Origin of the sequence: Kordia jejudonensis (genome assembly GCF_001005315.1) — a bacterium.
Classification (GTDB): Bacteria; Bacteroidota; Bacteroidia; order Flavobacteriales; family Flavobacteriaceae; genus Kordia; species Kordia jejudonensis.
The window spans coordinates 76276-101154 of the sequence record NZ_LBMG01000006.1; the positions used below are offsets into that span (position 1 = coordinate 76276).

Below are 24879 nucleotides of genomic sequence, written 5' to 3' on the forward strand. Positions count from 1 at the left end.
CAGAGATTAAATAATTGAAAGCTATGTTTTATTACGCGTTCTTTTCTAATGTTTGCATCACATCAACTAATACTTGTACGCTTTCTACAGACAAGGCATTGTACATGGACGCTCTGTATCCGCCAACACTTCTATGTCCGTTAAGTCCGTTGATTCCAGCTTCGTTCCACATAGTGTCAAACGTTTCTTTTAAGGCTTCATTTTCTAGTGTGAATGTAGCATTCATATGACTTCTATCTTCTGTTGCAACCACACCTTTGAATAGTGGATTTCTATCAATTTCGTTGTATAACAAAGCAGATTTTTGCTCGTTTACTTTTTCTATTGCGGCAATTCCACCTAAATTTTTCAACCATTCTAGTGTCAACATTGAAACGTATACTGGAAATACAGCTGGCGTGTTAAACATACTGTCTTTTCCAATATGTACTTTATAGTCTAACATGGAAGGAATGGTTCTGTTTACTTTTCCAAGAATTTCTTCTTTTACCACTACCAATGTTGTTCCGGCTGGTCCCATATTTTTCTGCGCTCCAGCGTAAATAAGATCAAATTTCGAAAAATCTAATTGACGCGAAAAGATATCTGAACTCATGTCGCAAACCAAAGAAACATTGGTTTCTGGAAAGCTTTTCATTTGAGTTCCGAAAATGGTATTGTTACTTGTACAGTGAAAATAATCAGCGTCAGAAGGAATTTCGTATCCTTTTGGAATGTATGTAAAGTTTTTATCTTTTGAAGAGGCAACTTCTACAACTTCGCCAAAAAGATTGGCTTCTTTAATGGCTTTTGTACTCCAAGTTCCAGTGTTTAAATAGGCTGCTTTTGTGTTTAATAAATTATAAGCAGTTGCTAAAAACTGTGTACTTGCGCCACCATGTAAAAAAAGTGCTTGGTATCCTTTTCCTTCTAAACCAAGTAATTCTAATGCCAAACTACGTGCATTTTCCATTACGTGTACAAAAGGTTTGCTTCGGTGCGATATTTCAATTAATGATAAATTGTCATTATTAAAATTCAATACGGCTTCAGATGCCTTCTGCAATACTTCTTGTGGTAAAATACAAGGTCCTGCGCTAAAGTTATGTTTTTTCATTTCAATGTATTTGTCGTGTGTTCTTAATTTCAATGCAAAGTTGCTAAATTATGAACGAATTGTTGTTATGATTATCCTAAATATTTTAGTTTGATGGGTCAAGAATTCTATAAAAGTTATGCTGCAAAGCATTCATTACTTATTCATGATCATCATGTTCTTCAATTTCTTCTTTTATAAGTTGAAGCAACTCGTTAAGCTCACTAATCGATGTTGCGTAAAAAGCCAATCCTTTGGCACGCATTGCCATTGTGAGTGTAAGTATGTTTCGAAACTTTGGATTTTTTGTAAGTTCATCGTAATTATTAGGTTTCAGAGCTATAGTTTCATCTTCAAGCAAATAACTGAGATGTTCCGTAATAAATGGCAAGGTTACATTTTCAAACAATACCCATTCTGCTTTGTCGTAGTCATTTACAATAAATCCAAGTGTCGTTTCGTGAAATTTTATAACGCCGTTTTTGATGTCTTTATTTTTAATAATACGAATGCCTTCCGTTTTGAAAATTTCATAGGTTGTAAAGGTTGCTAGCGGACTTTCCCAATTGGCAATCGCAGGAAATAATGTGTCTAAAGCACTTGTATAAGCTGTGTTTTGGTCAAGATGATGTAGCGCAATTTCAAGATATTGTTTTGATGTTTTGTTAGCTTTGATATCATTTTCTAGTTCTTCTTTTGTAGCCGATAAATCTCTGTACAAATTTTGAAGAATATTGTATTCAAGCGCATTGACATCTTGTTGTTCTTTCCAACCGTCAATTTGTAATGCGATTAAAATTCCAATAACCACCAAGATAATTTCGCCAATGGCATAGGTGAGGTATTTGCTAAGTTTACTGTCTTTTACGAGTTGTTGACGTATTTTTTTGAAGAAATTCATTTTTGGTTGCGGTTTTGATGACTATTTATGATCTAAATTTGTTAGAAACATAAGTGTATCAACACCATCCGCATAGTCATGTAATTCAGGATGTTGTGTTTGTCCAAATTGTATTTCGTTCTCAATTCCAAGATCAGCAACTACACATTGGATGTTGTCTGCTTCTGCGCGTAATTTTTCTTGTAAAGCATCTAAATTATCATAATATTCATAAAAAACAGTTGCAATAGGCGAAGCGTATTTTTCATCTTCTTTTATCATGAGAAAACCATTTTCCAAGATATCAAACAAACTCATAAGATATACCGCTTTGTTGTAATCGTAATTGTTGGCGTATTTGGCGCTGTTCATCACATCACTTTTATTGTACATACCACCAAAGAAGAGTTGAAAATCATAGTCTTTAGGAACAAATATTTTTGAAACACTTCGGCAACCCAACCCAAAATAGGTAAATATATCGTCGCTTAAACCAACGAGTTGCTCTTCCGTTTCGTCTCCTGTTAAGATAGCTACAGAATTTCTGTTTTTACGAATTATATGCGGTTTGTCTTTAAAATAGTATTCAAAATAACGTGCGGTATTATTGCTTCCTGTTGCAATAACGGCATCAAATTCTTCTAATTTTTCTTCGGTAAACGTAATTTTTCCTTTAAAACTTGGTTCTACATATTCTAAATATTTTGCCAAATAGGGAAGGAGATGCTTGTCGTTTGATGATTGTTTTATGAGTACTTCGTGTCCACAAAGCAAGACTGATAAAAAGTCATGAAAACCTACTAACGGAATGTTTCCAGCCATAATAATGGCAATTTTTTGAGCTGAAACATCCTCAATTGTATATTTTTTTGTCCAGTTTTCTAAATGTTCTTGTTGTAAAGCTTTTGCCCAATTGCCAATTGCAAAGCGAAGATTTTCCTTCGTAAACCAGCCATTATTTTCTTGCGTAAGCTTTAGTTGGTGCAACATTCCATCAAAAAATGGATCGTTTAGAAGTACAGCAAATTTGGGTGTTGGATTTTCTGTTGCGAATTGTTCTAAAAAAGCGCCCAATTTTACAAAAGCGTTAATTCTTTCTGCTAAAGCCATCTGAATTTGTTTTTGAATAGTTTTGGCGCTATTTTTGTAAAATATACGAATGACGCCAAGATTTATTTTTGGCGAATTTATAAAACTTTTACCGCATTTGTGGTAGTTGATAACAAGATTGTAAACGAAAAGAAAAAATAATGGCAATAATAATTACTGACGAATGTATTAATTGTGGCGCTTGCGAGCCAGAATGTCCAAATACAGCTATTTATGAAGGTGCCGATGATTGGCGCTATTCTGATGGAACTTCTTTAAAAGGTATTGTTGTACTTCCTGATGGGAAAGAAGTCAATGCAGACGAAGCACAGACACCAATTTCGGATGAAATTTATTATATATCTCCAGATAAATGTACAGAGTGTAAAGGATTTCATGAAGAACCACAATGTGCGGCAGTTTGTCCTGTAGATTGTTGTGTACCTGATGAAGATATTGTTGAAACTGACGAAGAATTACTGGGAAAACAAGCATTTATGCATCCTGAAGGATAGTTTTTTTTAATTCAGAATTTAGAATTATGAATTTTGAACACTGAATACTGAACACCGAACACCGAATACTGAACACTGAATACCGATTCTAAAACTAAAGAAGAGACGTTAAAAGTCACAGATCTGCATTACTTTTTCAACAATTCTGATAAGATATTGATGTTATTTGGTAATCTTCCCACATTTTGTAGTTTAAGTGCTGCAAGATTCAATGCAATATGCAAACAGTCTTCGATTGTGTTATTTTTTAAATATGCAAATAAAAATCCTGACCAAAAAGCATCTCCCGCACCCGTAGCATCCATGACTTTGTTAATTTTGATGGCTGGCATATGAATCAATTTTTTGTTGCGTTGTGATAATTTTACACCATCTTTCCCCAATGTTAAGCACACAATGTCCACTCCAAGATCGTGAAAAAAACTAAAGACTTCGTCATGGGTAAAAGTATCATCAAATAATCGTGCTATATCATCTTCGCTAATTTTCACCAACGGATTGTAGCTGCAATATTCTTTGATAATTTGTAATGCATTTTCTTTATCTGGCCATATTTTTTCAGAGTAATTGATATCGATACTGAATTTACATCCTAGTTGAAACGCTTCCTTTGCTTTGTTGATGATTGTTTTTTGCGCTGGATTTTTACTTAATGCAAAGCAAGTTGTATGAAAAATGCGAATCTTTTTTAGTAAACTCGTCGGAATTTGATCTTCAGTAATTAAAAAATCTGAATTCCGATAGGCAATAAAATCTGGCGTATCTAAAGAGCGTGATACAAAGATGATTGATGTGGGACTTGTCTCAATTTTTTTGACATGATCAATATTGATGGCAACTTCATGCAACCGTTCTAAAATATAGTCTCCTAATCCGTCAGTACCAATACTTGCCACTAAAGCCGTATTGAGTCCTAAACGTGCTGTGTTCATCGCCACATTGGTAGGCGAACCACCTAAATATCTATGATAATCTCTTGTATTATTGATAAGAACACCTTCTTGATGTCCTATAAAATCTACCAATGCTTCTCCTACGCAAAGAATATCTATGTCTTTATTTGTGATCAAACTAATAATCTTTTTCCGTTAATGTATTGTTCTACTAATAGTTCGCTAGCTGCACTCCATGCGCAATTTGGAACTCCGATGGCTTTTTGAGTTTTTGTGTTGAAATTTTCATAGAATCCAAAATTTTCTTGTGCGTTTAATGTTTTAATTTGGGCTAAAACATCTTTTGCAATTTCAACTTTATTTTGTGTTACTAAACTAATTCCGTAAAAGCCATTTACCATTTGCCAAGTGCCTCCATTGTGAAATTCGTACGGGAAATTTCTAAATTCATATTTACAGTTATTTACCAATAATTTCCAATCGTCATCTGCTTCCGTAATTGGTTTCCAAAAAGCTGGTAATAGTTGTAAAGGCAAACTTTGGCGTAAATTTTCTGTATAATTTGTCAAATCTTCTTGAAAGTTTTGATCGCCAAGTTGTAATAATTGCGCAATTCCATTTCCAAAGGCATCAAACATAGTTTGATAGCCAGAAGGATTTACTGAAGCCATCCAATACGAAGCATCTTTTAAATTGTTGTATGCTTTAGGATGGAAAGGTGTTTGGTATGCTGTTTTTCTATAATTTCCATTTACTTTTTCTGTGATGCGTTCAATTTTTGCTTGCTGCTTTTCAGATGGACGCAACTTTTGGATACATCGCAATGCCCATAATCGCAATACTTGATCGTACAATGTGTGTCCTTCTGTAATGTATTCGTCTGCCCAATTTCCCGATCTTGGTACGTATAACAAATCGTTGTTATTGAATTCCCATGCTTCTAATAAGTTGAATCCTTTGTCAATATTTGGCAGTAATTTTTCGAGTAATTCGTCGTCATGTGTCATCCAATAGTAATTACAAACACCAATGATAAACCAAGAAATGGTATCTACACGACCTGCCAAACCGCCAAAACTCACTTCCACTTCGTTAGTTGACTTAAAAAACACATTGGATGGAATGTGTCCTAATTCATGTTGATGATTGGCAAGCGTATATAAGGTGTTTTTAAACGTATTTATAAATGTTTCATCACCATCAAGCAATGCAGAAAGTCCACAAATAACGCCGTCTCTTGCCCAAACACGTTTGTAGTTTGTAATGTTTTCGGCACTTGCCAAGAAACCTTTTTCAGAACTCGCTTTGCGTAGCAATTCTTTAGCTTTTATATACGATTCGTTGCTCATGCAGTTGCTACTTTTTGTTTGGTTTTTGTTTGAATCATTAGTGTGCAGATCATACTAATTACTAATAATACACCTGCAAATGTGATCGCATTACGCGGATCGTTGTTTAGAAAGTGTTTTAAGATGAATCCAAAAGACACTGTTTGAAGAATCATTGGAATTACAATCATCATGTTAATGATTCCCATATATACACCATAACGTTCTTTTGGAATTTCCGATACTACCATTAAGTACGGAATTCCCATCATGCTTGCCCAACCAATACCAAAACCAGTGATGGCAATCAATAATATGTTTTTATTTTCGATGTGTGGAAATGCTAAAAAGCCAATAGCCGCAATGAGTAAACAAAAAGCATGTACTTTTTTAGGGCTGTATTTTTTGGCAAATCCTACTAAAGCAAACGCGACTAAAAATGTAACCACATTGTACCAACCGTTTACCAAACCTGTCCAGCTTACAGCTTCACTATACGCTTCTGTATTTTCGGGTGTTGCGTTCCAAACTGAAAGCGCTACACTTTTGGATGAGTTTTGCCAATAACAGAATAGGGCATACCATTGAAATAAGTAGACCAATGCTAATTGCCACATTACTTTTGGCATGTCTTTAATTGCTGAAAAAATTTCGATTAGTGGTTTTAAGATACTTCTTTTTTCACTTTTGAGTTTAGCTAATTCTTCTACTGTAGGAGGAATTTCCTTGGTTTTGCTCATGCTCCATAAAACAGACGCTATGGAACAGAAAGCTCCTAGGAAAAAAGATGCATATACCCAAGTTGGTAACGAACCTGTAGTTCCTATAAAAATGAGAGGAAAAATAAATAATGATACGTTTGATAATACTTGTCCCAAACCTGTAAAAAAGCTTTGCATTTGAAAGCCAAGTGGTTGTTGTTCGTCATCTAGTTTGTCGGCAATAAGCGCTCTGTATGGTTCCATTGCTGTGTTATTCCCAACATCTAAAATCCATAACAATCCTGCTGCCATCCATAAAGAACTACTGTATGGAAATATGAGTAGAGTTAAACTACAAAGTATAGCACCAATGAGGAAAAAAGGTTTACGTCTTCCAAATTTTGGACTCCATGTTTTATCACTTATTGCTCCAATAATTGGTTGTACTAACAAACCTGTTACTGGACCAGCAAGATGTAAAATTGGAATTTGATCTGGACTTGCGCCTAAGAAATCATAAATAGGTGTTACTGCACTTTGTTGTAGACCAAAACTGTATTGAATTCCGAAGAATCCAACATTCATGTTTAATATTTGCCAGAAACTTAATTTAACTTTTTTAAACATTGTGGTATTGTTTTTAATAATCTTTTTCAGAAAGTATGCTAGAAACTCAAGATACTATTTTGATAAAAAAAGAGCTAACATTAATTAACATTAACTCTTTTTCATTAATTTAAAAACTTATGAATTCAAATAATTAAAACATGTATTGTAGTGTAAGTGATATAGATCTTCCAGGTAAAGGTCTTGCTCTTACGATATTAGTTTGTCCTTCTACAATGCTTCCTTCTTCTGATTCTGTAATTCCTAAAGAATCAAATATATTGTTTGCTGCGATGTTTGCATTTAACGATTTTGTAATTCCGATATTGATGAAACTGTTTACTATAACAAATCCTGGCATAACTAGTTCGTTAGAATCTTGCGCATATGCTTTTGTTTGTCCTATAAAGCTTAAACCAACGGAGTTTTGCTTTTCTTTTCCAAAGTCATACGTTGGAATTATGTTGTATATGAAATCTGGTTGTCTTCTTGGTGTGTTTCCAGCATTGTCTCCAGAGTCTACTTCTGCATCTGTCCAAGTAACGGCTCCACGTAAGCTGAAATCGTCAAATTTGTAAAAACCTTCTACTTCTACACCAAAAGACTTATAGTCGTTTTCAATGATACTGTTTGTTGAAGCTTCAAATCCGCCTTCTTCTTCCGTTTTTGCATAGAAAGCTGTGGCATAAATAGCTCCGTTTTCAAAACCTCTTTTGTATCCAAATTCAGCTTGATTGATAAAATCCAACGCATTGATACGATCTCCATCTAAGTAATCTAATCCAGAGAATAAAATTCTGTCTGCTTTTGCAGAAGCGCCTCTACTGTAGCGACCAAAGATTGCTTGATTGTTTTGTAATTTATAGTTTAAACCTACAGAATATGATACGTAATCATAATCGTAATCAACCGCTGTAGGATTTGCATTATCAATAGCAAACACATTTTGTTCTGGCACAGAAATTACACCATCATTGTTTACATCAAATTCTCTTTCTGTTCCTGCGGTAAACGAACCTGAAACGCGTCCTTTATCATAACGTAAACTTGCATCAATGGTAAAGTTTTCAGAAGCTTCTAACGTAAGGTTTACGTATGGCGCAGATACATTGTAGTCTGTGTCATAGTTTCTGTGTAGATTTCCCCAGAAAGGTGTTCCGTACGCATACAAACCATTTTCACTTAAAGCGCCTCCAGAAGCATCAAAAGCATTGATTAAACGTGCATTATCATCATTTACTTCTTGTAAGTACGAATTCCATAACCATGACATAGAAATACTTTGAAACGATTTAAAATATCCTACCGTTACATCTAAGTTATCATATGATTTTGATAATTTAAAATCGTTCATGAAGTTATTAAAGTTGTTCAATTCTACATCAAACATATGAATTCTTGCTACCAAACTGTTTCCTCCAACTGGCGAACCATCTGTAAAGGCAAGTGTTGCACCTGTTCCGAAAGAATCGGCTATTGTAGTTGCATCAGCTACTTGCGAAGGAAATGGAGATACAAATGTTCCATTATTAGCAGAAAAACGTCCATTGTTGCTTACTTTCCAATTGTTTCCTAAATCAAAGTTTGCTTGCATTCCTATAGATGTAGAAATTGGATTCATTCCGTTTGTAACATCGCCTCTTCGCAATTGTCCATCAGCACCAAGTCCAACAGTTTGGGTTAGGTTTGCACTATGCAATGATCCTCTAGTAGCATCAAAGTTTGGCGCATTTCCCCAATCAGGATTGCTATTAGTTCCTGTTACTTGTATTGGCATTGGTAAATAGGCAGCTGCTTTGTCATTTAAATATTTTGCATATACGCGAATTGAACCTTTTTCAAATTCTTTTGTTAAGCTTACTTTTAATTGGCCACCATTATTGGCAGTATACCCTGTTTCTCTAACGCCTTCTCCAGCTCTGTAGAATCCACCCGTATGCAGGTATAAACCGTCTCCTATTTTAGAACCATAACTAAAGTCTGTTCGGAACGAATTAAAATCGATTCCAAATGTAGTTCCAATAGCGCCACCTTCTTTTTTTCCTGTTTTGCTAATGATGTTGATAATTCCACCAGGTCCGTTAGAAGTTAGTGTTGATGCTGAACCTCCACGAATCGCTTCAATTCTTTTTACATTGTAATCAAATCGTGTAAAAATATCTGCGGTTCCAAAAGAGATATCACCATATAATAATACAGGCAAACCATCTTCTTGCAATTGTACATATTTAGATCCACCAGAAGAAATTGGTACACCACGTACGGCAATGTTAGCATTTCCTTCTCCACCAGATGATTCTGCACGAATACCAGGAATTGTTCTAAATATTTCTGCTGTAGTTCTTGGAGCAGATTGCTCAATGGTTGCAGGTTGCATCGTTGTTACCGATACACTCGATTCAATTTTCGATCTTGGGTTTACCACACCAGTTATAATTACTTGATCTAGAGAGTTTTCATCTTCTGCTAGTGTAGCGTTTACGATAAGATCAGTACCATTAACAGTTATTACTTTACTAAAAGTAACATATCCAATAGAAGAAGCTTTTAATGTGTAGTTTCCGTCTTCTACATTGACAATCGTATATTTTCCATCAAAATCAGTGACAGCTCCTTTTGTAGTTCCATCAAGAATAATGTTTACACCAGGGATTGGCATTCCTTTTTGATCATTCACAGTACCTGAAATTTTGGTTTGTGCAAATGATATTGTTGTCACCAAAAGTAATAATAAGGAACAAAGACCTTTTAAGTTAGTATAGTTTTTCATTGTATTATTTATAGTTTTTTGGATTAATTTTTAGCTAAATTATATTTATAGTGCTACTATTTTACATTTTTCTCATCGAAAACGTTTTCGATTTTACCGAAAACGTTTTCGATTTCGTATTTTGTAATTTCTTTAATTAAAAAAACTACTTTAGTTTTCATGAAACCAGTTACTTTAAAAGATATAGCAGAAACATTAGGAATTTCTATTACTACAGTTTCAAAAGCGTTGAAAGGGTATCCAGATGTTAGCAAAAAAACACGTGCCTTGGTCAAAGAACTTGCCCAAACATTGAATTATAAGCCCAATGCTTTTGCGGTAAACTTACGAACCGAAGAATCTAAAACAATTGGTTTGATCATTCCTGAGATTGTACATCACTTTTTTTCTAGTGTGATTAAAGGAATTGTCAGTCAGGCAGAAAAAAAAGGATATTTGGTGATTATTTTACAATCAAATGAATCGTTTGAACTAGAAAAGAAACAACTCGATTTGTTGATGAATAAACGTGTGGATGGTATTTTGATTTCGCTGGCGAATGGAACGGCAGATTTTAAACACATTACAGACATCATCGCACAAGGAAAACCTATAGTAATGTTTGATAAGATTGCGAAAATTGTCAAATGTTCAAAAGTAATTATCGATGACCGAAAAGCTGCCTACACTGCTACACAGCATTTAATTGATACTGGATGTAAGCGAATTGCACATTTTAGAGGTCCATTATTACCTCAAAATTCTATAGATCGTTTTTTAGGGTATAAAAAAGCCTTGGTAGATAATAATATGGAATACGATCCGTCTTTAGTATATATTTTTGATGATATGACTTTTGAAGTAGGAGAGGAGTTTGCTCGGAAAATCTTAGCTGAACATACCAATGTAGATGGTATTTTTGTCAATACCGATTTGGTAGCTATTGGAGCAATTACGGAGTTTAACAGACAAGGAGTTAAAATTCCTGAGGAAATTTCTATTGTGGGTTTTAGCAATTGGTTTATGTCATCTGCAATTACACCTTCATTAACAACTATAAATCAACCAGGATTTGAAATGGGAAAAAAAGCATTTAAACAATTGTATAAAGAATTAAAAGCTAAGAAAAATAAAAAGTCGGTTGTACCAAAGATTCTTGAATTAGAGACGAGTTTGGTAAAAAGGAATTCTACAAGAAATTCTGAGTAAATATGTATTTATGATTATTTTATGTTGATGTTAAAAATAGAGAAATAGTACTAGAAGTTATAAATACGAGAAGTCATTCATGAACCAATGTTTTCGTTTTTTAATTCTTCAATCTTTTAATCTTGATACAAATCAAAAAGCCACTTTATCATATGTAAAAAGTGGCTTTTTTGGTTTTGGATTGGTTGTTAATTGTTTATATATCTTCAAAATTTACATCTGTAAAACTTCCTGTAGTTCCTGAATCGGCAATGTCGTTGGTATTATCAGCAACATATTCACGTTTGAAGTCTTTTTGATGACGTTCAGATATTACTTCTTCTCCTTTTTCATCTACAATATAGGAAGTCATTTCTCCTAAAATTTCTGTAAATGCAGCGAAATCTTCTTTGTATAAATAAATTTTGTGCTTTTTGTAGTGGAAAGATCCGTCGTCGTTGGTAAATTTTTTGCTTTCTGTAATGGTTAGGTAATAGTCGCCAGCTTTGGTAGCTCTGACGTCAAAGAAATAAGTTCTCCTTCCTGCCCTCAGTACTTTAGAGAAAATTTCTTCTTTCTCTAATAATTCTTTTTCACTCATAATCCCCTTTTTCTAAAGTTTAGTTGTTTGTTAATCTCCTTCAAAAATGTAAAAAAAAAATTAACTGAACAACAAAAACCTTACAAATCTTTTTCAGAAAGTTGTTTCAAATAAAGCTCTTTAAAATATCCATCTTCCAGTATTAGCGACTTGTAGCTACCATTTTGAATAATATGACCGTCATCTAAAACGATGATCTTATCGGCATTTTTTGCTGAAGAAATTCGATGACTCACGATAATAGTTGTCTTATCCTTGGTCATTTCTTGAATGTTTGATAAAATTGTTTCTTCCGTTTCCGTATCTACCGCAGATAAACAATCGTCTAATAATAAGATATTAGGATCTTTTATTACAGCACGCGCAATAGAAACACGTTGTTTTTGTCCACCACTTAGGGTAATTCCTCTTTCTCCTAAAATAGTGTCATATCCTTTATTAAATCCAATAATATTTTCATGCACGGAGGCAAACTTTGCAGCTGCTATGACTTCCGCGTCCGTTGCATCTTCTTTTCCAAACTTAATGTTGTCTTTTATCGTTTCCGAGAATAGAAATGCATCTTGCGGTACAATACTGATTGAATCTCGTAAGCTGTCTAAGTGTATTGCTTTTATCGGAATATCATCAATTAGAATTGTTCCTTTTTCAATATCGTACATTCTACTGATGAGGTCTAAAATAGTAGTTTTTCCCGAACCCGTTTTCCCTATAATTGCTAAAGTTTCACCAGATTTTAATGAAAATGAAACATTCTTCAAAGCTGTAATATTGGTATCGTCATATGTAAAGGAAACATCTTTAAATTCAATATTTCCAATAATAGTACTTTCTTCGTCAACTTCATTTTGAATTTCTGGAGTTACTTTTAGAAACTCATTGATACGTTTCTGAGAAACTTCAGCTTGTTGCACAATAGAAGTTACCCAACCAATCGTCGCTACTGGCCACGTTAACATGGTAACATACATGATAAATTCCGCCAACACACCAAATTCAATTTCTCCATTGATAAACTGCAAGCCACCAATGTAGATGACTAAAATGTTGCTGGCGCCAATTAATAAAATCATCATTGGAAAAAACCAAGCATTCACTTTTACCAAGTCCATACTTTTTTCTTTTCCTTCCACAGCCATTTCATTAAATGTTCGCTTCGTTTGTGGTTCAATTCCATAAGCTTTAATTACGGAAACACCCGAAAATGATTCTTGTGTAAATGTTGATAATTTGGAAAGAAACTCTTGTACTATTGTACTTCGTTTTTGAATAGCTTTACTCAATTTATATATAAGGAACGATAATATTGGCAATGGAACTAATGTATAAATTGCCACTTTTGGTGCCGTTATAAACATTAATGGTATCAAACAAGCAAATAGTGTAATGGTACGAATACTATACATAATTGCAGGTCCTGCATACATACGCACCTTTCCAACATCTTCACTGATACGATTCATCAAATCACCCGTACGATTCTTTTTATAAAAATTAGTGGAGAGATTCTGATATTGTTGGTAGACTTCATTTTTTAGATCATATTCCACATAGCGAGAAATATTAATAATCGTTTGTCTCATTAAAAATGTAAAAAAACCAGCTAACACCGCAGCGCCAATTAGCAATAAGATATTCATGAAAAGTTCTTCCTTCACATAGGCAATATCTGTAATTTCATTTCTAATGTACTTTTCAACAATCGTGAGTGAGTTTCCAATCAGTTTTGGTGCAAAAAGAGCAAATACTTGCGCTATAATGGTAATTAATATTCCTAAAAGTAGGCGTCCTTTGTATTTTGCAAAATATTTATTTAGATACTGTAATTCTTTCATTTTCTTAAATTAGCAAGCGTTTTCTTTGAATTTTCTTTGAAAAAAAATCATTTTAACAACAAGTTTATTGCATAATTTTTAATTATCACTATTTTTGCGGTCTATTTTTTATAGATAGTATAATCAAATATAATATACATGGTTTCAGACGTTATACACACAAATGAATTACACAAGGTAGATCCAGTATTTGGTCAGTTATCTTTTGATAACCACGAACAAGTTGTTTTTTGTAACGACAAAGATACAGGTTTAAAAGCAATAATAGGAATACATAACACAGTTTTAGGACCTGCCTTAGGTGGAACTCGAATGTGGCAATATAACAATGAATGGGAAGCCTTGAATGATGTGCTTCGCTTGTCTCGTGGGATGACATTCAAATCTGCCATCACAGGTTTAAACCTCGGAGGCGGAAAAGCTGTCATTATCGGAGATGCGAAAACGCAGAAAACTCCAGCATTAATGAAAAAGTTTGGAGAGTTTGTACATTCATTAAGCGGAAGATACATTACCGCAGAAGATATCGGAATGGAAACGGCTGATATGGATTTGGTACGCGATGTGACTCCTTATGTAACAGGAATTTCAGAATCTAGAGGCGGCGCAGGAAATCCCTCACCAATTACAGCATATGGCGTTTTTATGGGAATGAAAGCTGCTGCAAAATATAAATTTGGTACGGATGTTTTAGAAGACAAAACAATATATGTACAAGGAATTGGACATGTTGGAGAAGCATTAGTAGAACATTTAACGAACGAAGGCGCCCATGTTATCATTGCAGATATCAATGAAGAACGTTTGCAAACAGTTAGCAAAACGTACGGAGCCGAAATTTACAGAGGTTCAGATATTTATTCTGAAAACATGGATATTTACGCACCATGTGCTTTAGGAGCAACTGTAAATGATGCGAGTATCAGCAAATTAAAGGCAAAAGTAATTTCTGGAGCAGCTAACAATCAGTTAGCCGATGAAAAAAGACATGGAGCAATGCTGCGTGAAAAAGGAATTGCCTATGCGCCAGACTTCTTAATCAATGCCGGAGGTATCATTAATGTATACGCCGAATTGGAAGGATATGGCAAAACAGAAATCATGCGTAAAACTGAGAATATCTACAATACTACTTTGGAAATATTCACACATTCAGAAGTAAATAATTCTACAACACACAATTCTGCATTAAACATTGCTTTAGATAGAATTGAAACTAGAAAAAAAGAAGCTAATAAATAGTAGCTTTATTCAAAATAATTATATTTTTGCGGGGCGAAAGGATTTTATCTTTTCGCCTTTCATTTTTTAAAATTAAAGTGCCGACTTAGATGCTAACAAGAAGACATATTCGAGTTAAAGTAATGCAATCCATTTATGCATTGTCACAATCACAAAGTGATCAAGTTGATAAAGAGCTAAAATTTATCAATATGAGTATTGCGAATATGCACGACTTACACGTCCTAACTTTGGATTTATTTGTGAAGTTAAGTGAGTTGGCTACAAAGCAATTGGAGCTTTCACAGAAAAAATACCTAGCAACTTCTGAAGAGAAAAATCCGAATAAAAAATTTATTCAAAATGCCATCATTCGTCATTTAGTTGAAAATGAAGATTTAAAAGATGCCGTAAGTGCTAGAAAACTTGACGATTGGGAATTGAATGATGAATACATTCGTGTTATTTTTGATGCCATGATTGCAAGTGATGTATACAAAAAATACATGGCAACTACAGATACTAATTATGATGTAGACAAAACATTTGTAGTAAAACTATTTTCAGATGTTATTGCGCCAAATGAAAAACTCTACGAATATTTTGAAGATCAAAAATTAACCTGGTTAGATGATATTCCTGTAGTGAATACGTTGATTTTGAAATCTATTAAACAGGCAAAAAGAGGAAAAGAGAAAATTTTCTTATCAAAACTGTACAAAGACGATGAAGACCGTCAATTTGTAAAAGATTTATTTACAAAAACAGTTTTAAACGATGATCTGTTGACAAAAGAGATTGAAGGAAAAACGCCTAATTGGGACAAAGATCGAATTGCAAATTTAGACTTAATCATACTAAAAATGGCAATTTGTGAATTCTTGAAATTCCCGTCAATCCCAGCAAAAGTAACCATTAACGAATATATTGAGCTTGCAAAAGAATATTCTACCTCAAAAAGTAGTATGTTTGTAAACGGAATTCTCGATAAATTAGTCAAAGAATACAAAAAAGAAAATAAGTTAAATAAAATCGGTCGCGGTTTGATGTAACAAAAACAATTATTAAATTTACCATTCTAAATTTTAAACACTATGATCAGAAAAGGATTTATATTATTAGGAGCTATGTCGCTTGTCTTATTCACATCATGTAAAGACGACGCATCAAAAAAAGTAAAAAGTGAAAACGTTGCACAAGCAGCAGAAAGAGATGCAGCATCAAAGAATTTTGCAGCAATGTCGTTTGACAAAACAGAGCATGACTTTGGAACAATCAACGAAGGAGATCAAGTAGAAACTGTTTTTAAATTTACAAACACAGGAAGTTCTCCATTATTAATTACAAACATTAAAGGAAGTTGTGGATGTACAGTTCCTAACGATTGGCCAAGAGAACCTATCGCGCCAGGAGCAGAAGGAAAATTTACTGTAAAGTACAACTCTACAAATAAGCCTAACTTAAAAACAAATACAGTTACTGTTACTGCTAACACTGAAAAAGGGAGAGAAATTGTACGTATCAAAGCATTTGCTACGCCAAACCCTGAGTTAGAAGCAAAAAGAGCTAAAGCAAAAGCGGAACGTGATGCTAGAATGAAAGCACAGCAAGCAGCACAACAAAAAGCAGCAGCTACAAATCAAGCTGGCGCTGTAAAAACTGGACACGAAGGACACAATCACTAAGATGGAAGGATTTTTAGGACAATACGGACCTTTATTGCTTATGCTATTAGTAGTATACTTTTTTATACTATCGCCAAGCATTAAACGTCAAAAAAAGGAGAAAAACTTTATGAATGCCATTAAAAAAGGTGATCGAGTGATTACTAAAAGCGGAATTCATGGAAAAATAGTTGAACTTAATGATAAAGACCATACATGCATTATTGAAACTGGTGCAGGTAAAATCAAATTTGAGCGTGCAGCACTTTCAGCTGATGCCACATTAAGAGCAAACGCTCCTGAAAAAAAATAAATATGTTTCTATTAGCATATCAAAAAAAGCATCGTGAGAACGATGCTTTTTTGTTTTAGTTCATTAACGATACTTATCATTTAAGCCGTTTCCTGCCAAGATCATTGGAATTATTTTTTCTAAACGCTTCTCTCTTGTCGTTTGCCTTTTTGCGGTTTCAATATATTCAACGTATGCTTTTTGTTTGTAATTTGATAATGCGGCAAATGCTTCTTTCAGGGTTGAATTGGCTTTAAAAGCATTTTTAAAAAGCTCAGGAAGTTCCAATACAGCACTTTTTTTCATGGCAACTACATTGCCTTCTTTTTGATGCTGAACAGCTTCATCAACGTACAATTTTACCAAATCAATAGGAATTTCATCATCTTTATAAAACTTCCAATGGCGCATCGCTTGCGTCTTTCCTTCTTGTGCATTTATCAATACATTGGCTTTATCTTTTAACAAAGCACCTTGAAAAAACCACAATCCCACATGGGTTTTAAAAGCAGCCAAACCCAACACATTTTTTCCGTTTACAGTATACACAGGAATATTCCATTTGAACGTTTCCGTTACATCGGAATTTTCAAGAACAATGCGTTGTAATAAGCGTAGTGTAACTTCCCATTCAGGGAAACTTTGCAAATAGGCCGCAACGGATTTGTATTTCTTCATAAAAGGAAATTACTAAAGAACTACTTTTTATACTTTTCAGCAGTCAATTCTGCAATTTTTACAATCACGTCAATTGCACTCATGATACTTTCCACAGGAACATATTCATAACGTCCGTGAAAATTATGTCCACCAGCAAAAATATTAGGACATGGCAATCCCATAAACGATAATTGCGAACCATCTGTTCCACCACGAATTGGTTTGATAATAGGTGTAATATCTAAGGCTTTCATGGCTTCTTCGGCAATTTCAACAATATGAAAAACAGGCTCTACCTTTTCTTTCATGTTGTAATATTGATCTTTCATCGTCAATTTTACAGGATCGTAGGTATAACGACTATTAATGTCTGCGGCAATTTTTTCTAACAACTCTTTTCTAGCTTCAAACTTAGCCTTATCGTGATCGCGAATGATGTATTCTAAAGAAGATTCTTCAACACTTCCTTTTGTAGTGTGCAAATGGTAAAAACCTTCACGACCAGTTGTTTCTTGCGGAATTTCATGCTGAGGTAACGAATTGATAATTTCGTTGGCAATCAAAATAGAATTGATCATTTTTCCTTTGGCATACCCTGGATGTACAATTTTTCCTTTAATATCAATCTTTGCACTTGCAGCATTAAAGTTTTCATATTCAAGCTCTCCAATTTCGCTTCCGTCCATTGTATATGCCCAATCTGCGCCAAACTTTTCTACATCAAACTTGTGTGCGCCACGACCAATTTCTTCATCTGGCGTAAAACCAATACGAATTGTACCGTGTTTTATTTCAGGATGATTTATTAAATATTCCATAGCAGAAACAATTTCGCAAATTCCTGCTTTATCATCTGCACCGAGCAACGTGGTTCCGTCTGTAGTGATTAAAGTTTGTCCTTTATACAACAACAAATCTTCAAAATAATCTGGCGAAAGTACAATATCTTGTTCCGCATTTAAGACAATATCTTTCCCATCATAATTTCGCACAATTTGCGGATTCACGTTAGCACCTGTAAAATCGGGCGATGTATCAAAATGTGACACAAATCCAATCGTTGGTACCTCATGAGTTACATTGCTCGGTAATGTCGCCATGATGTATGCATTTTCGTCAATGGTAACATCAGACAAGCCAATTCGTTTCAATTCATCAACCAATAAATTGGCTAAATTCCATTGTTTTTCGGTACTTGGTGTGGTTTCGGATGTCGGATCAGATTCCGTATCAATCGTTACATAACTAATGAATCTATCTATAATATCTTGCATGTGAAGTCTTTTTTTCAAAAATACTAGATTTCTTAATATTCCTAAAATATGTGCTTGTGTATTTTTAATTCAATATAGATTTTATGACCGTATTACATGTTCTAAGAAAGAAATAAAAAATAGTGACTAAAAATATTCGCCTTTTGAAAATTAGATTATTTTTGCACAAACAAAACAACATGTACCAATTTCTTGTAAAACCTATCCTTTTTCTATTCGATCCAGAAAAAGTTCATCATTTTACCTTTTCTCTCATTCGAACATTGTGCAAAATTCCGTTAATGTCAAGCATTTTTAAAGGAATGTATGTTGTAAATGACAAACGTTTAGAGCGAACAGTTTTTGGATTAACGTTTAAAAATCCTGTTGGACTGGCCGCTGGATTTGATAAAGATGCCAAACTCTACAATGAATTGTCCAATTTTGGATTTGGCTTTATTGAAATCGGAACCTTAACGCCAAAACCACAAGCTGGAAATCCTAAAAAGCGACTATTTCGCTTGCAACAAGATGAAGCGATTATCAACCGTATGGGATTCAATAACGGCGGCGTTCATGAAGCTGTGGAACGTTTGAAGAAAAATAAAGGTGTATTGATTGGCGGAAACATCGGAAAGAATAAAGTGACGCCAAATGAAGATGCAGTTGAAGATTATAAAATTTGTTTTGAAGCCTTATTTCCACATGTAGATTATTTTGTGGTAAATGTAAGTTCGCCAAATACACCAAATTTACGCGCATTGCAAGACAAAGAACCGCTGACAAAGCTGTTGACAACCTTGCAAACGCTGAATAAATCAAAAGAAGTTTCAAAACCAATCTTGCTAAAAATTGCTCCCGATTTAACAAACGAGCAATTGGAAGATATCATCGAAATTGTAGCAGCAACTAAAATTGCTGGCGTAATTGCAACCAATACCACTATTTCTCGCGAAGGTTTACAATCGGAAGACAAAGGCGAAATGGGCGGATTAAGCGGAAAACCGTTGACCAATCGTGCTACGGAAGTCATTCGTTTCTTAGCTGAAAAAAGTAACAAAGCTTTTCCAATAATTGGCGTAGGCGGCATTCACTCCGCAGAAGATGCAATGGAAAAATTAGAAGCTGGCGCAGATTTGGTACAATTGTACACAGGATTTATTTATGAAGGTCCAAAACTTATCAAAAATATCAACAAACAACTGCTACAAAAAATGTAATTTACTATATATTGTAATAGAAAAGAGGCTGTCTGAAAAGCTAAATTTTCGTCAAGCCGAACTTGATTCGGTTTCTCATAATCATTGAAAATCAGCGTAATGAGATTCTAATTGACGTTTTTTTATACTTTATAGACAGCCTCTTTTTTTATATGATATTGTAGTTATTCAGGAACTTCTTCTTCAGGAGCTTTTCCTGCAAAGAATAATATGGCTCCTAAGACAATCAATCCTATTCGAATTCCCCATCCTACAGATGCTCCCCACATGTCTATCCACATTAAAATTCGGAGTTCCATGTTAAAAAAAGATAAAATGACGGAGGCAATCCCGAAAATGGCCAAATACGTACCTACTGTTCTCATAAATATTGAATTATTAGTTTCAATAAATATATAAAAAATAATAAAATTACGTAAAGCGCAATAAATCAGTTAGTTGTAATTGTTTGTCATGAAGAAGCGAACGTCACAGCTAAAATTAGCTTTCATAGAATGTTGTACAGTGTAGGGAAAGCATGTGAATTAAATTAAAAAAACATATTTTTATCAACTCAAAGAAACAAAAGTTTGAACATAGAAATACTCATAGGTTTTATCGCTGCAACTTCGTTATTGGCAATTACGCCAGGTCCTGACAATATTTATGTATTGATGCAAAGTATTGTAAACGGTCGTAAATACGGAATTGCAACCGTTTTAGGCTTAATGTCTGGTTGTATCATTCATACTTCTGTGGTTGCTTTTGGCGCTTCTACGATCTTAAAAGAAAATCCAACACTATTCTTTATCATCAAACTATTTGGCGCATCATATTTAGTATACTTGGCATACAAAGTTTATAAAAGTTCAGGAGATATAGAATTGGGAAATGATGCAATTCCCAAAAAAAGTGTTTGGCAACTTTTTAAACAAGGATTTATCATGAATGTGCTCAATCCGAAAGTAACCTTATTCTTTTTAGCGCTATTTCCAGGGTTTTTATTTAGTGATGAACTCAGTAAAGTCATTCAATTTTACATCTTAGGATTGCTATTTATCTTAGTTTCTTTTGTAGTTTTTGGTTCAATAGCTGTCTTAGCAGGAACCATTTCGGACACCATCAAAAAAAATAAAAACATAGGAATTTATATGAAATGGACGCAGATTATCGTGTTTATTGGTATTGCTATATTTATTCTTATATAAATAGGCGAATTCCTGAAAACTGCTCCTAGAAGCTATTTTTTAGCAAATTAAAAAAGTTTAAACGAGTTCATTGTACATTTAAAAGATAAAAAAAATTCATTACGGACTTTAGCAAATTGATAACTATAGATGATTTTATAAAAATAAAAAGCTATAAATCTCAAGAAAGTCCGTAACGAATCTACATAAATGATTCTTTTCACGTTTTTCGATTCCGAATCAATAATATGTGTAAACTACCATTGAAATGATAAATAAAATCGAAAATACTGAAAGAACCTTAATACGATTGTATCAAAAAATTATGGTTTTCTGATTTCATCATCACAACCTAATTTTGTTACACAGATAAGTACACATGATAATGTTGTAAAACAAAAAGGTACAATAGTAGAAAGTGACTCATCACGTCCACCTTTCATCTCTTGTAAATTAGAAATTGACTTCTTGTTTAAGCGTAGATTCTTTAAATTTCTTTTTTTCATAATAAATAAAGTTTTGATATTAATAGATAGTCTGAAATTACCTATAGATTGCAAAGAATACAAATTAAGCACCTTACGATTCTTAAATCACGAGTTCTTTTTTATAGATTTAAATGTATTTATATTGCTGTTAATTAGTGATTTATGTTTTGGTGTAAATAATAACAGTGTAAAGTATCTGTTTTTTTTAGATTTAAAATAAATACAGAATAAATTCAATTTTCATAAAAATTCAATCATAAAAAATAGTACCTAAAACGTTTTCGTTGATTATCTTTGACATTCTATGGAAAACATTAAAATAATAGAATGTCCACGAGATGCCATGCAAGGTATCAAGATGTTTATTCCTACAGAAAAGAAAATACAGTACATTCAATCGTTACTGCGTGTAGGTTTTGATACTATCGATTTTGGGAGCTTTGTGTCGCCAAAAGCAATTCCGCAAATGGTAGACACCGCTGAAGTTTTATCAAAATTAGATTTAACTTCAACACGAAGTAAACTACTAGCAATTGTTGCAAATCTTCGTGGTGCAAATGATGCAAGTACGCATCCTGAAATTCAATACTTAGGCTATCCGTTTTCCATTTCTGAGAATTTTCAAATGCGGAATACTCACAAAACCATTGCACAATCCATAGAAACATTACAAGAAATTCTAAATATTGCCGATAAAACCAACAAGGAAGTAGTGGCATATTTATCTATGGGTTTTGGAAATCCATACGGAGATCCTTGGAATGTAGAAATAGTAGGCGAGTGGACCGAAAAACTCTCTAACATGGGCGTAAAAATACTATCGCTTTCAGATACTATTGGTTCTTCTACGCCAGATGTCATTCATTATTTATACTCAAACTTAATTCCAAAATATCCAGAAATCGAATTTGGCGCACATTTGCATACCACTCCAAGTTCATGGCACGAAAAAGTTGATGCAGCTTACAAAGCTGGTTGCAAACGTTTTGACGGCGCCATTCAAGGATTTGGCGGTTGTCCAATGGCAAAAGATGAACTTACAGGAAACATGCCAACAGAAAAAATGGTTTCCTATTTTACCGCAGCAAAAGCAACTACAAACATTCAAGCCATGAGTTTTGAATCATCATATAATGAAGCTTCAAAGATTTTCAATGCGTATCATTAAGGTATTTTGTGTTGGTTTGCAAATTCGTTAATTTGAAAAATAATTCAACGATTAATATACCAAAAGTGTAGCGATACCACGGCAAAGTGTGTTTCGTAATCTAAAAGCAAAGTAATATCACTGATCATTAACAAATTGTTATCTACAACAGCAAATAGTATAAATTGCACAAAAAGTAGTATATTCGCATGCAATTATATTTTAATTGCAACATGACAGCACACAACAACAAAATTTTAGGCGAGGGATTAACGTATGACGACGTTCTTTTAGTTCCCGCTTTCTCCGAAGTACTTCCAAGAGAAGTTAGCATTCAAACAAAATTTACTAGAAATATAACCATCAATGTTCCGATTATTTCGGCAGCAATGGATACCGTTACGGAATCTTCTATGGCTATCGCAATGGCACGCGAAGGCGGAATTGGAGTTTTGCACAAAAACATGACTATTGCCCGTCAAGCGCAAAAAGTTAGAAAAGTAAAACGTGCGGAAAGCGGAATGATTATCGATCCAGTTACATTACCACTAACAGCAACTGTTGCAGATGCAAATGCCAACATGAAAGAACACAGTATTGGAGGAATTCCAATTGTGGACAATCATGGCACACTAAAAGGAATTGTAACCAATAGAGATTTACGCTTTGAGCATAACAATGATAGACCAATTGTTGAAGTGATGACAAGTGAAAATTTAGTCACTTCATCAGAAGGAACTTCGTTAAAAGATGCGGAAGCCATTCTTCAAAAACATAAAATCGAAAAGCTTTTAATCGTTGACGACAATTACATTCTAAAAGGATTAATTACGTTTAGAGATATCACGAAAGTGACGCAAAAACCAATTGCCAACAAAGATTCGTATGGTCGTTTGCGTGTGGCTGCGGCTTTAGGTGTTACTGCTGATGCAGTTGATAGAGCAGAAGCGTTGGTAAATGCAGGCGTTGATGCAGTTGTCATTGATACGGCGCATGGACATACCAAAGGTGTTGTCAATGTATTGAAAGAAGTAAAAGCTAAATTTCCAACCTTAGAAGTAATCGTTGGAAACATTGCTACAGCTGCTGCGGCAAAATATCTTGTTGAAGCTGGAGCTGATGCTGTAAAAGTCGGAATTGGACCAGGTTCTATCTGTACCACACGTGTTGTGGCAGGAGTTGGTTTTCCACAATTTTCTGCGGTATTGGAAGTTGCTGCCGCTATAAAAGGCAGTGGTGTTCCTGTGATTGCAGATGGAGGAATTCGTTATACAGGAGACATTCCAAAAGCAATTGCTGCTGGAGCGGATTCTGTTATGCTAGGTTCATTACTTGCAGGAACCAAAGAATCACCAGGAGAAACCATTATTTACGAAGGAAGAAAATTTAAGTCATATCGAGGAATGGGTTCCGTAGAAGCTATGAAACAAGGTTCAAAAGATCGTTATTTCCAAGATGTGGAAGCTGATATTAAAAAACTAGTTCCAGAAGGAATTGTTGGACGTGTACCATACAAAGGAAATTTAGACGAAAGCATTCATCAATTTATTGGCGGATTGCGTGCAGGAATGGGATATTGTGGTGCAAAAGATATTGAAACACTAAAAGAAACGGGACAGTTTGTACGTATTACAGCAAGTGGAATCAACGAAAGTCATCCACATGATGTAGCAATTACCAAAGAAGCTCCAAACTATTCAAGAAGATAATACAATCAATAGTATAACATAAAAAAGGCTGTTACATAACCAAATGTAACAGCCTTTTACATATTCTAAACTAGAATTATGGATTTGTGTATGTTGGAGGACATTGTGCTGCACAAACGCCACCAAAACTTGTTTGTACTCCATAACATAAGTCAATAAAACGACTGCCATAAATATCAGAAGTAGTAATTCCTCCTTTTATTGCTTTTTCAGCAAGTGTTGAAATTGTCGTCTTTTTAAAATTTAAACTGTTTTTTACGTTTCTTTTTTTCATGATTTAAAATATATAATTAAGGTTAAAGTTTATATGTTGAAATAGTATACTTAAATTATACAGGAAGCGTTCCTGTACCACAATTTACGGCACAACGAATTCCTTGGCTACTTATTGAACCACCACCGTCACAAACAGTAGGGTGATACGAAGGACATTCTATTGATCCCATACTTCCTCCTTTAATGCTATCTCCATTAAAATTTGCGATTGAAGTTTTTTCGAGCCTCAAGACTTTTAAGTTCTTTTTTTTCATGATTTAATTATTTTGGTTTCTGTTATAAAGATATTGAATCGGAGATCGTTTTAGAAGAAAATCAAGGAA

25 protein-coding genes are annotated in these 24879 nt (G+C 34.1%); 10 read left to right on the forward strand and 15 right to left on the reverse strand.

Features of this window, described 5'->3' with window-relative positions; genetic code table 11:
- Positions 1-31 precede the first annotated feature (31 nt).
- From serC to AA089_RS04760, 3 genes are all read right to left on the reverse strand, one after another.
- A complete protein-coding gene (gene serC / locus AA089_RS04750) occupies positions 32-1096 on the reverse strand; it encodes a 3-phosphoserine/phosphohydroxythreonine transaminase (protein WP_046755780.1) in 1065 nt (354 codons plus the stop codon).
- Positions 1097-1235: 139 nt separating this feature from the next.
- A complete protein-coding gene (locus AA089_RS04755; RefSeq protein ID WP_046755781.1) occupies positions 1236-1976 on the reverse strand; it encodes a hypothetical protein in 741 nt (246 codons plus the stop codon).
- Positions 1977-1997: 21 nt separating this feature from the next.
- Entirely contained in the window at positions 1998-3065 is a 1068-nt protein-coding gene (locus tag AA089_RS04760; RefSeq protein ID WP_046755782.1) for an acyl-CoA reductase, read from the reverse strand.
- A 140-nt stretch (positions 3066-3205) separates the two neighbouring features.
- Here AA089_RS04760 and AA089_RS04765 point away from each other — a divergent pair, with 140 nt between their 5' ends.
- Positions 3206-3559 (forward strand): 4Fe-4S dicluster domain-containing protein, encoded by a 354-nt coding sequence (locus tag AA089_RS04765; protein WP_046755783.1) that lies wholly within the window; start codon positions 3206-3208, stop codon positions 3557-3559.
- A gap of 128 nt (positions 3560-3687) precedes the next feature.
- Here AA089_RS04765 and AA089_RS04770 read toward each other — a convergent pair whose 3' ends face one another.
- The 4 genes from AA089_RS04770 to AA089_RS04785 all read right to left on the reverse strand — a co-directional run bounded on the left by AA089_RS04770 (position 3688) and on the right by AA089_RS04785 (position 9857).
- Complete coding sequence (locus AA089_RS04770) at positions 3688-4626, reverse strand: carbohydrate kinase family protein (RefSeq protein ID WP_046755848.1); 939 nt, start codon at positions 4624-4626, stop codon at positions 3688-3690.
- Positions 4626-5801 carry a glycoside hydrolase 100 family protein gene (locus AA089_RS04775; RefSeq protein WP_046755784.1) on the reverse strand — a complete coding sequence of 392 codons (1176 nt, stop codon included), beginning with the start codon at positions 5799-5801 and terminating at the stop codon, positions 4626-4628. The genes AA089_RS04770 and AA089_RS04775 overlap by 1 nt, the downstream gene beginning before the upstream one ends.
- Positions 5798-7108: an MFS transporter gene (locus AA089_RS04780; RefSeq protein ID WP_046755785.1), complete on the reverse strand. Its 1311-nt coding sequence runs from the start codon at positions 7106-7108 to the stop codon at positions 5798-5800. Before AA089_RS04780 ends, AA089_RS04775 begins: the two co-directional genes overlap by 4 nt.
- A 133-nt stretch (positions 7109-7241) precedes the next feature.
- Entirely contained in the window at positions 7242-9857 is a 2616-nt protein-coding gene (locus AA089_RS04785) for a TonB-dependent receptor (RefSeq protein WP_053002196.1), read from the reverse strand.
- A 159-nt stretch (positions 9858-10016) separates the two neighbouring features.
- Here AA089_RS04785 and AA089_RS04790 point away from each other — a divergent pair, with 159 nt between their 5' ends.
- Positions 10017-11045 carry a LacI family DNA-binding transcriptional regulator gene (locus AA089_RS04790; RefSeq protein ID WP_046755786.1) on the forward strand — a complete coding sequence of 343 codons (1029 nt, stop codon included), beginning with the start codon at positions 10017-10019 and terminating at the stop codon, positions 11043-11045.
- A gap of 196 nt (positions 11046-11241) precedes the next feature.
- Here AA089_RS04790 and AA089_RS04795 read toward each other — a convergent pair whose 3' ends face one another.
- On the reverse strand, positions 11242-11625 hold the full coding sequence (locus AA089_RS04795; protein ID WP_046755787.1) for a PUR family DNA/RNA-binding protein: 384 nt from the start codon (positions 11623-11625) through the stop codon (positions 11242-11244).
- Between the two features lie 80 nt (positions 11626-11705).
- On the reverse strand, positions 11706-13460 hold the full coding sequence (locus AA089_RS04800) for an ABC transporter ATP-binding protein (protein WP_046755788.1): 1755 nt from the start codon (positions 13458-13460) through the stop codon (positions 11706-11708).
- Between the two features lie 138 nt (positions 13461-13598).
- On the opposite strand from AA089_RS04800, the gene AA089_RS04805 reads away from it, so the two are divergent.
- From AA089_RS04805 to yajC, 4 genes are all read left to right on the forward strand, one after another.
- Positions 13599-14702 carry a Leu/Phe/Val dehydrogenase gene (locus tag AA089_RS04805; protein ID WP_046755789.1) on the forward strand — a complete coding sequence of 368 codons (1104 nt, stop codon included), beginning with the start codon at positions 13599-13601 and terminating at the stop codon, positions 14700-14702.
- Between the two features lie 89 nt (positions 14703-14791).
- A complete protein-coding gene (gene nusB, locus AA089_RS04810) occupies positions 14792-15733 on the forward strand; it encodes a transcription antitermination factor NusB (protein ID WP_046755790.1) in 942 nt (313 codons plus the stop codon).
- 42 nt (positions 15734-15775) lie between these two features.
- The gene (locus tag AA089_RS04815) at positions 15776-16366 is read left to right on the forward strand and encodes a DUF1573 domain-containing protein (protein ID WP_064972214.1); all 591 of its coding nucleotides are present in this window, start codon (positions 15776-15778) and stop codon (positions 16364-16366) included.
- A gap of 1 nt (position 16367) precedes the next feature.
- On the forward strand, positions 16368-16658 hold the full coding sequence (gene yajC / locus AA089_RS04820) for a preprotein translocase subunit YajC (RefSeq protein ID WP_046755791.1): 291 nt from the start codon (positions 16368-16370) through the stop codon (positions 16656-16658).
- A 63-nt stretch (positions 16659-16721) separates the two neighbouring features.
- Here yajC and AA089_RS04825 read toward each other — a convergent pair whose 3' ends face one another.
- Both AA089_RS04825 and pepT read right to left on the reverse strand, forming a co-directional pair.
- Entirely contained in the window at positions 16722-17315 is a 594-nt protein-coding gene (locus AA089_RS04825) for a YdeI/OmpD-associated family protein (RefSeq protein ID WP_046755792.1), read from the reverse strand.
- A gap of 20 nt (positions 17316-17335) precedes the next feature.
- The gene (gene pepT / locus AA089_RS04830; protein WP_046755793.1) at positions 17336-18571 is read right to left on the reverse strand and encodes a peptidase T; all 1236 of its coding nucleotides are present in this window, start codon (positions 18569-18571) and stop codon (positions 17336-17338) included.
- A 179-nt stretch (positions 18572-18750) separates the two neighbouring features.
- Here pepT and AA089_RS04835 point away from each other — a divergent pair, with 179 nt between their 5' ends.
- Positions 18751-19770: a quinone-dependent dihydroorotate dehydrogenase gene (locus AA089_RS04835; protein ID WP_046755851.1), complete on the forward strand. Its 1020-nt coding sequence runs from the start codon at positions 18751-18753 to the stop codon at positions 19768-19770.
- Between the two features lie 164 nt (positions 19771-19934).
- Here AA089_RS04835 and AA089_RS04840 read toward each other — a convergent pair whose 3' ends face one another.
- Positions 19935-20135 carry a hypothetical protein gene (locus AA089_RS04840; protein WP_046755794.1) on the reverse strand — a complete coding sequence of 67 codons (201 nt, stop codon included), beginning with the start codon at positions 20133-20135 and terminating at the stop codon, positions 19935-19937.
- 204 nt (positions 20136-20339) lie between these two features.
- On the opposite strand from AA089_RS04840, the gene AA089_RS04845 reads away from it, so the two are divergent.
- Entirely contained in the window at positions 20340-20957 is a 618-nt protein-coding gene (locus AA089_RS04845) for a LysE family translocator (protein ID WP_046755795.1), read from the forward strand.
- A 302-nt stretch (positions 20958-21259) separates the two neighbouring features.
- Here AA089_RS04845 and AA089_RS04850 read toward each other — a convergent pair whose 3' ends face one another.
- Positions 21260-21442: a hypothetical protein gene (locus AA089_RS04850; protein ID WP_046755796.1), complete on the reverse strand. Its 183-nt coding sequence runs from the start codon at positions 21440-21442 to the stop codon at positions 21260-21262.
- Between the two features lie 286 nt (positions 21443-21728).
- On the opposite strand from AA089_RS04850, the gene AA089_RS04855 reads away from it, so the two are divergent.
- A complete protein-coding gene (locus AA089_RS04855; protein WP_046755797.1) occupies positions 21729-22592 on the forward strand; it encodes a hydroxymethylglutaryl-CoA lyase in 864 nt (287 codons plus the stop codon).
- Positions 22593-22804: 212 nt separating this feature from the next.
- Entirely contained in the window at positions 22805-24280 is a 1476-nt protein-coding gene (gene guaB, locus AA089_RS04860) for an IMP dehydrogenase (protein ID WP_046755852.1), read from the forward strand.
- 76 nt (positions 24281-24356) lie between these two features.
- On the opposite strand, the gene AA089_RS04865 is transcribed toward guaB, so the two are convergent.
- Both AA089_RS04865 and AA089_RS04870 read right to left on the reverse strand, forming a co-directional pair.
- Positions 24357-24554, reverse strand: a complete 198-nt coding sequence (locus tag AA089_RS04865) for a hypothetical protein (RefSeq protein WP_046755798.1) — start codon at positions 24552-24554, stop codon at positions 24357-24359.
- Between the two features lie 55 nt (positions 24555-24609).
- The gene (locus AA089_RS04870) at positions 24610-24810 is read right to left on the reverse strand and encodes a hypothetical protein (protein ID WP_046755799.1); all 201 of its coding nucleotides are present in this window, start codon (positions 24808-24810) and stop codon (positions 24610-24612) included.
- Positions 24811-24879: the final 69 nt, after the last annotated feature.

Bases quoted from the DNA above. Each gene is read 5' to 3' on its own strand.
- serC (WP_046755780.1), bottom strand. From the start codon at position 1,096: ATGAAAAAACATAACTTTAGCGCAGGACCTTGTATTTTACCACAAGAA.
- AA089_RS04755 (WP_046755781.1), bottom strand. From the start codon at position 1,976: ATGAATTTCTTCAAAAAAATACGTCAACAACTCGTAAAAGACAGTAAA.
- AA089_RS04760 (WP_046755782.1), bottom strand. From the start codon at position 3,065: ATGGCTTTAGCAGAAAGAATTAACGCTTTTGTAAAATTGGGCGCTTTT.
- AA089_RS04765 (WP_046755783.1), top strand. From the start codon at position 3,206: ATGGCAATAATAATTACTGACGAATGTATTAATTGTGGCGCTTGCGAG.
- AA089_RS04775 (WP_046755784.1), bottom strand. From the start codon at position 5,801: ATGAGCAACGAATCGTATATAAAAGCTAAAGAATTGCTACGCAAAGCG.
- AA089_RS04780 (WP_046755785.1), bottom strand. From the start codon at position 7,108: ATGTTTAAAAAAGTTAAATTAAGTTTCTGGCAAATATTAAACATGAAT.
- AA089_RS04785 (WP_053002196.1), bottom strand. From the start codon at position 9,857: ATGAAAAACTATACTAACTTAAAAGGTCTTTGTTCCTTATTATTACTT.
- AA089_RS04790 (WP_046755786.1), top strand. From the start codon at position 10,017: ATGAAACCAGTTACTTTAAAAGATATAGCAGAAACATTAGGAATTTCT.
- AA089_RS04795 (WP_046755787.1), bottom strand. From the start codon at position 11,625: ATGAGTGAAAAAGAATTATTAGAGAAAGAAGAAATTTTCTCTAAAGTA.
- AA089_RS04800 (WP_046755788.1), bottom strand. From the start codon at position 13,460: ATGAAAGAATTACAGTATCTAAATAAATATTTTGCAAAATACAAAGGA.
- AA089_RS04805 (WP_046755789.1), top strand. From the start codon at position 13,599: ATGGTTTCAGACGTTATACACACAAATGAATTACACAAGGTAGATCCA.
- nusB (WP_046755790.1), top strand. From the start codon at position 14,792: ATGCTAACAAGAAGACATATTCGAGTTAAAGTAATGCAATCCATTTAT.
- AA089_RS04815 (WP_064972214.1), top strand. From the start codon at position 15,776: ATGATCAGAAAAGGATTTATATTATTAGGAGCTATGTCGCTTGTCTTA.
- yajC (WP_046755791.1), top strand. From the start codon at position 16,368: ATGGAAGGATTTTTAGGACAATACGGACCTTTATTGCTTATGCTATTA.
- AA089_RS04825 (WP_046755792.1), bottom strand. From the start codon at position 17,315: ATGAAGAAATACAAATCCGTTGCGGCCTATTTGCAAAGTTTCCCTGAA.
- pepT (WP_046755793.1), bottom strand. From the start codon at position 18,571: ATGCAAGATATTATAGATAGATTCATTAGTTATGTAACGATTGATACG.
- AA089_RS04835 (WP_046755851.1), top strand. From the start codon at position 18,751: ATGTACCAATTTCTTGTAAAACCTATCCTTTTTCTATTCGATCCAGAA.
- AA089_RS04840 (WP_046755794.1), bottom strand. From the start codon at position 20,135: ATGAGAACAGTAGGTACGTATTTGGCCATTTTCGGGATTGCCTCCGTC.
- AA089_RS04850 (WP_046755796.1), bottom strand. From the start codon at position 21,442: ATGAAAAAAAGAAATTTAAAGAATCTACGCTTAAACAAGAAGTCAATT.
- AA089_RS04855 (WP_046755797.1), top strand. From the start codon at position 21,729: ATGGAAAACATTAAAATAATAGAATGTCCACGAGATGCCATGCAAGGT.
- guaB (WP_046755852.1), top strand. From the start codon at position 22,805: ATGACAGCACACAACAACAAAATTTTAGGCGAGGGATTAACGTATGAC.
- AA089_RS04865 (WP_046755798.1), bottom strand. From the start codon at position 24,554: ATGAAAAAAAGAAACGTAAAAAACAGTTTAAATTTTAAAAAGACGACA.
- AA089_RS04870 (WP_046755799.1), bottom strand. From the start codon at position 24,810: ATGAAAAAAAAGAACTTAAAAGTCTTGAGGCTCGAAAAAACTTCAATC.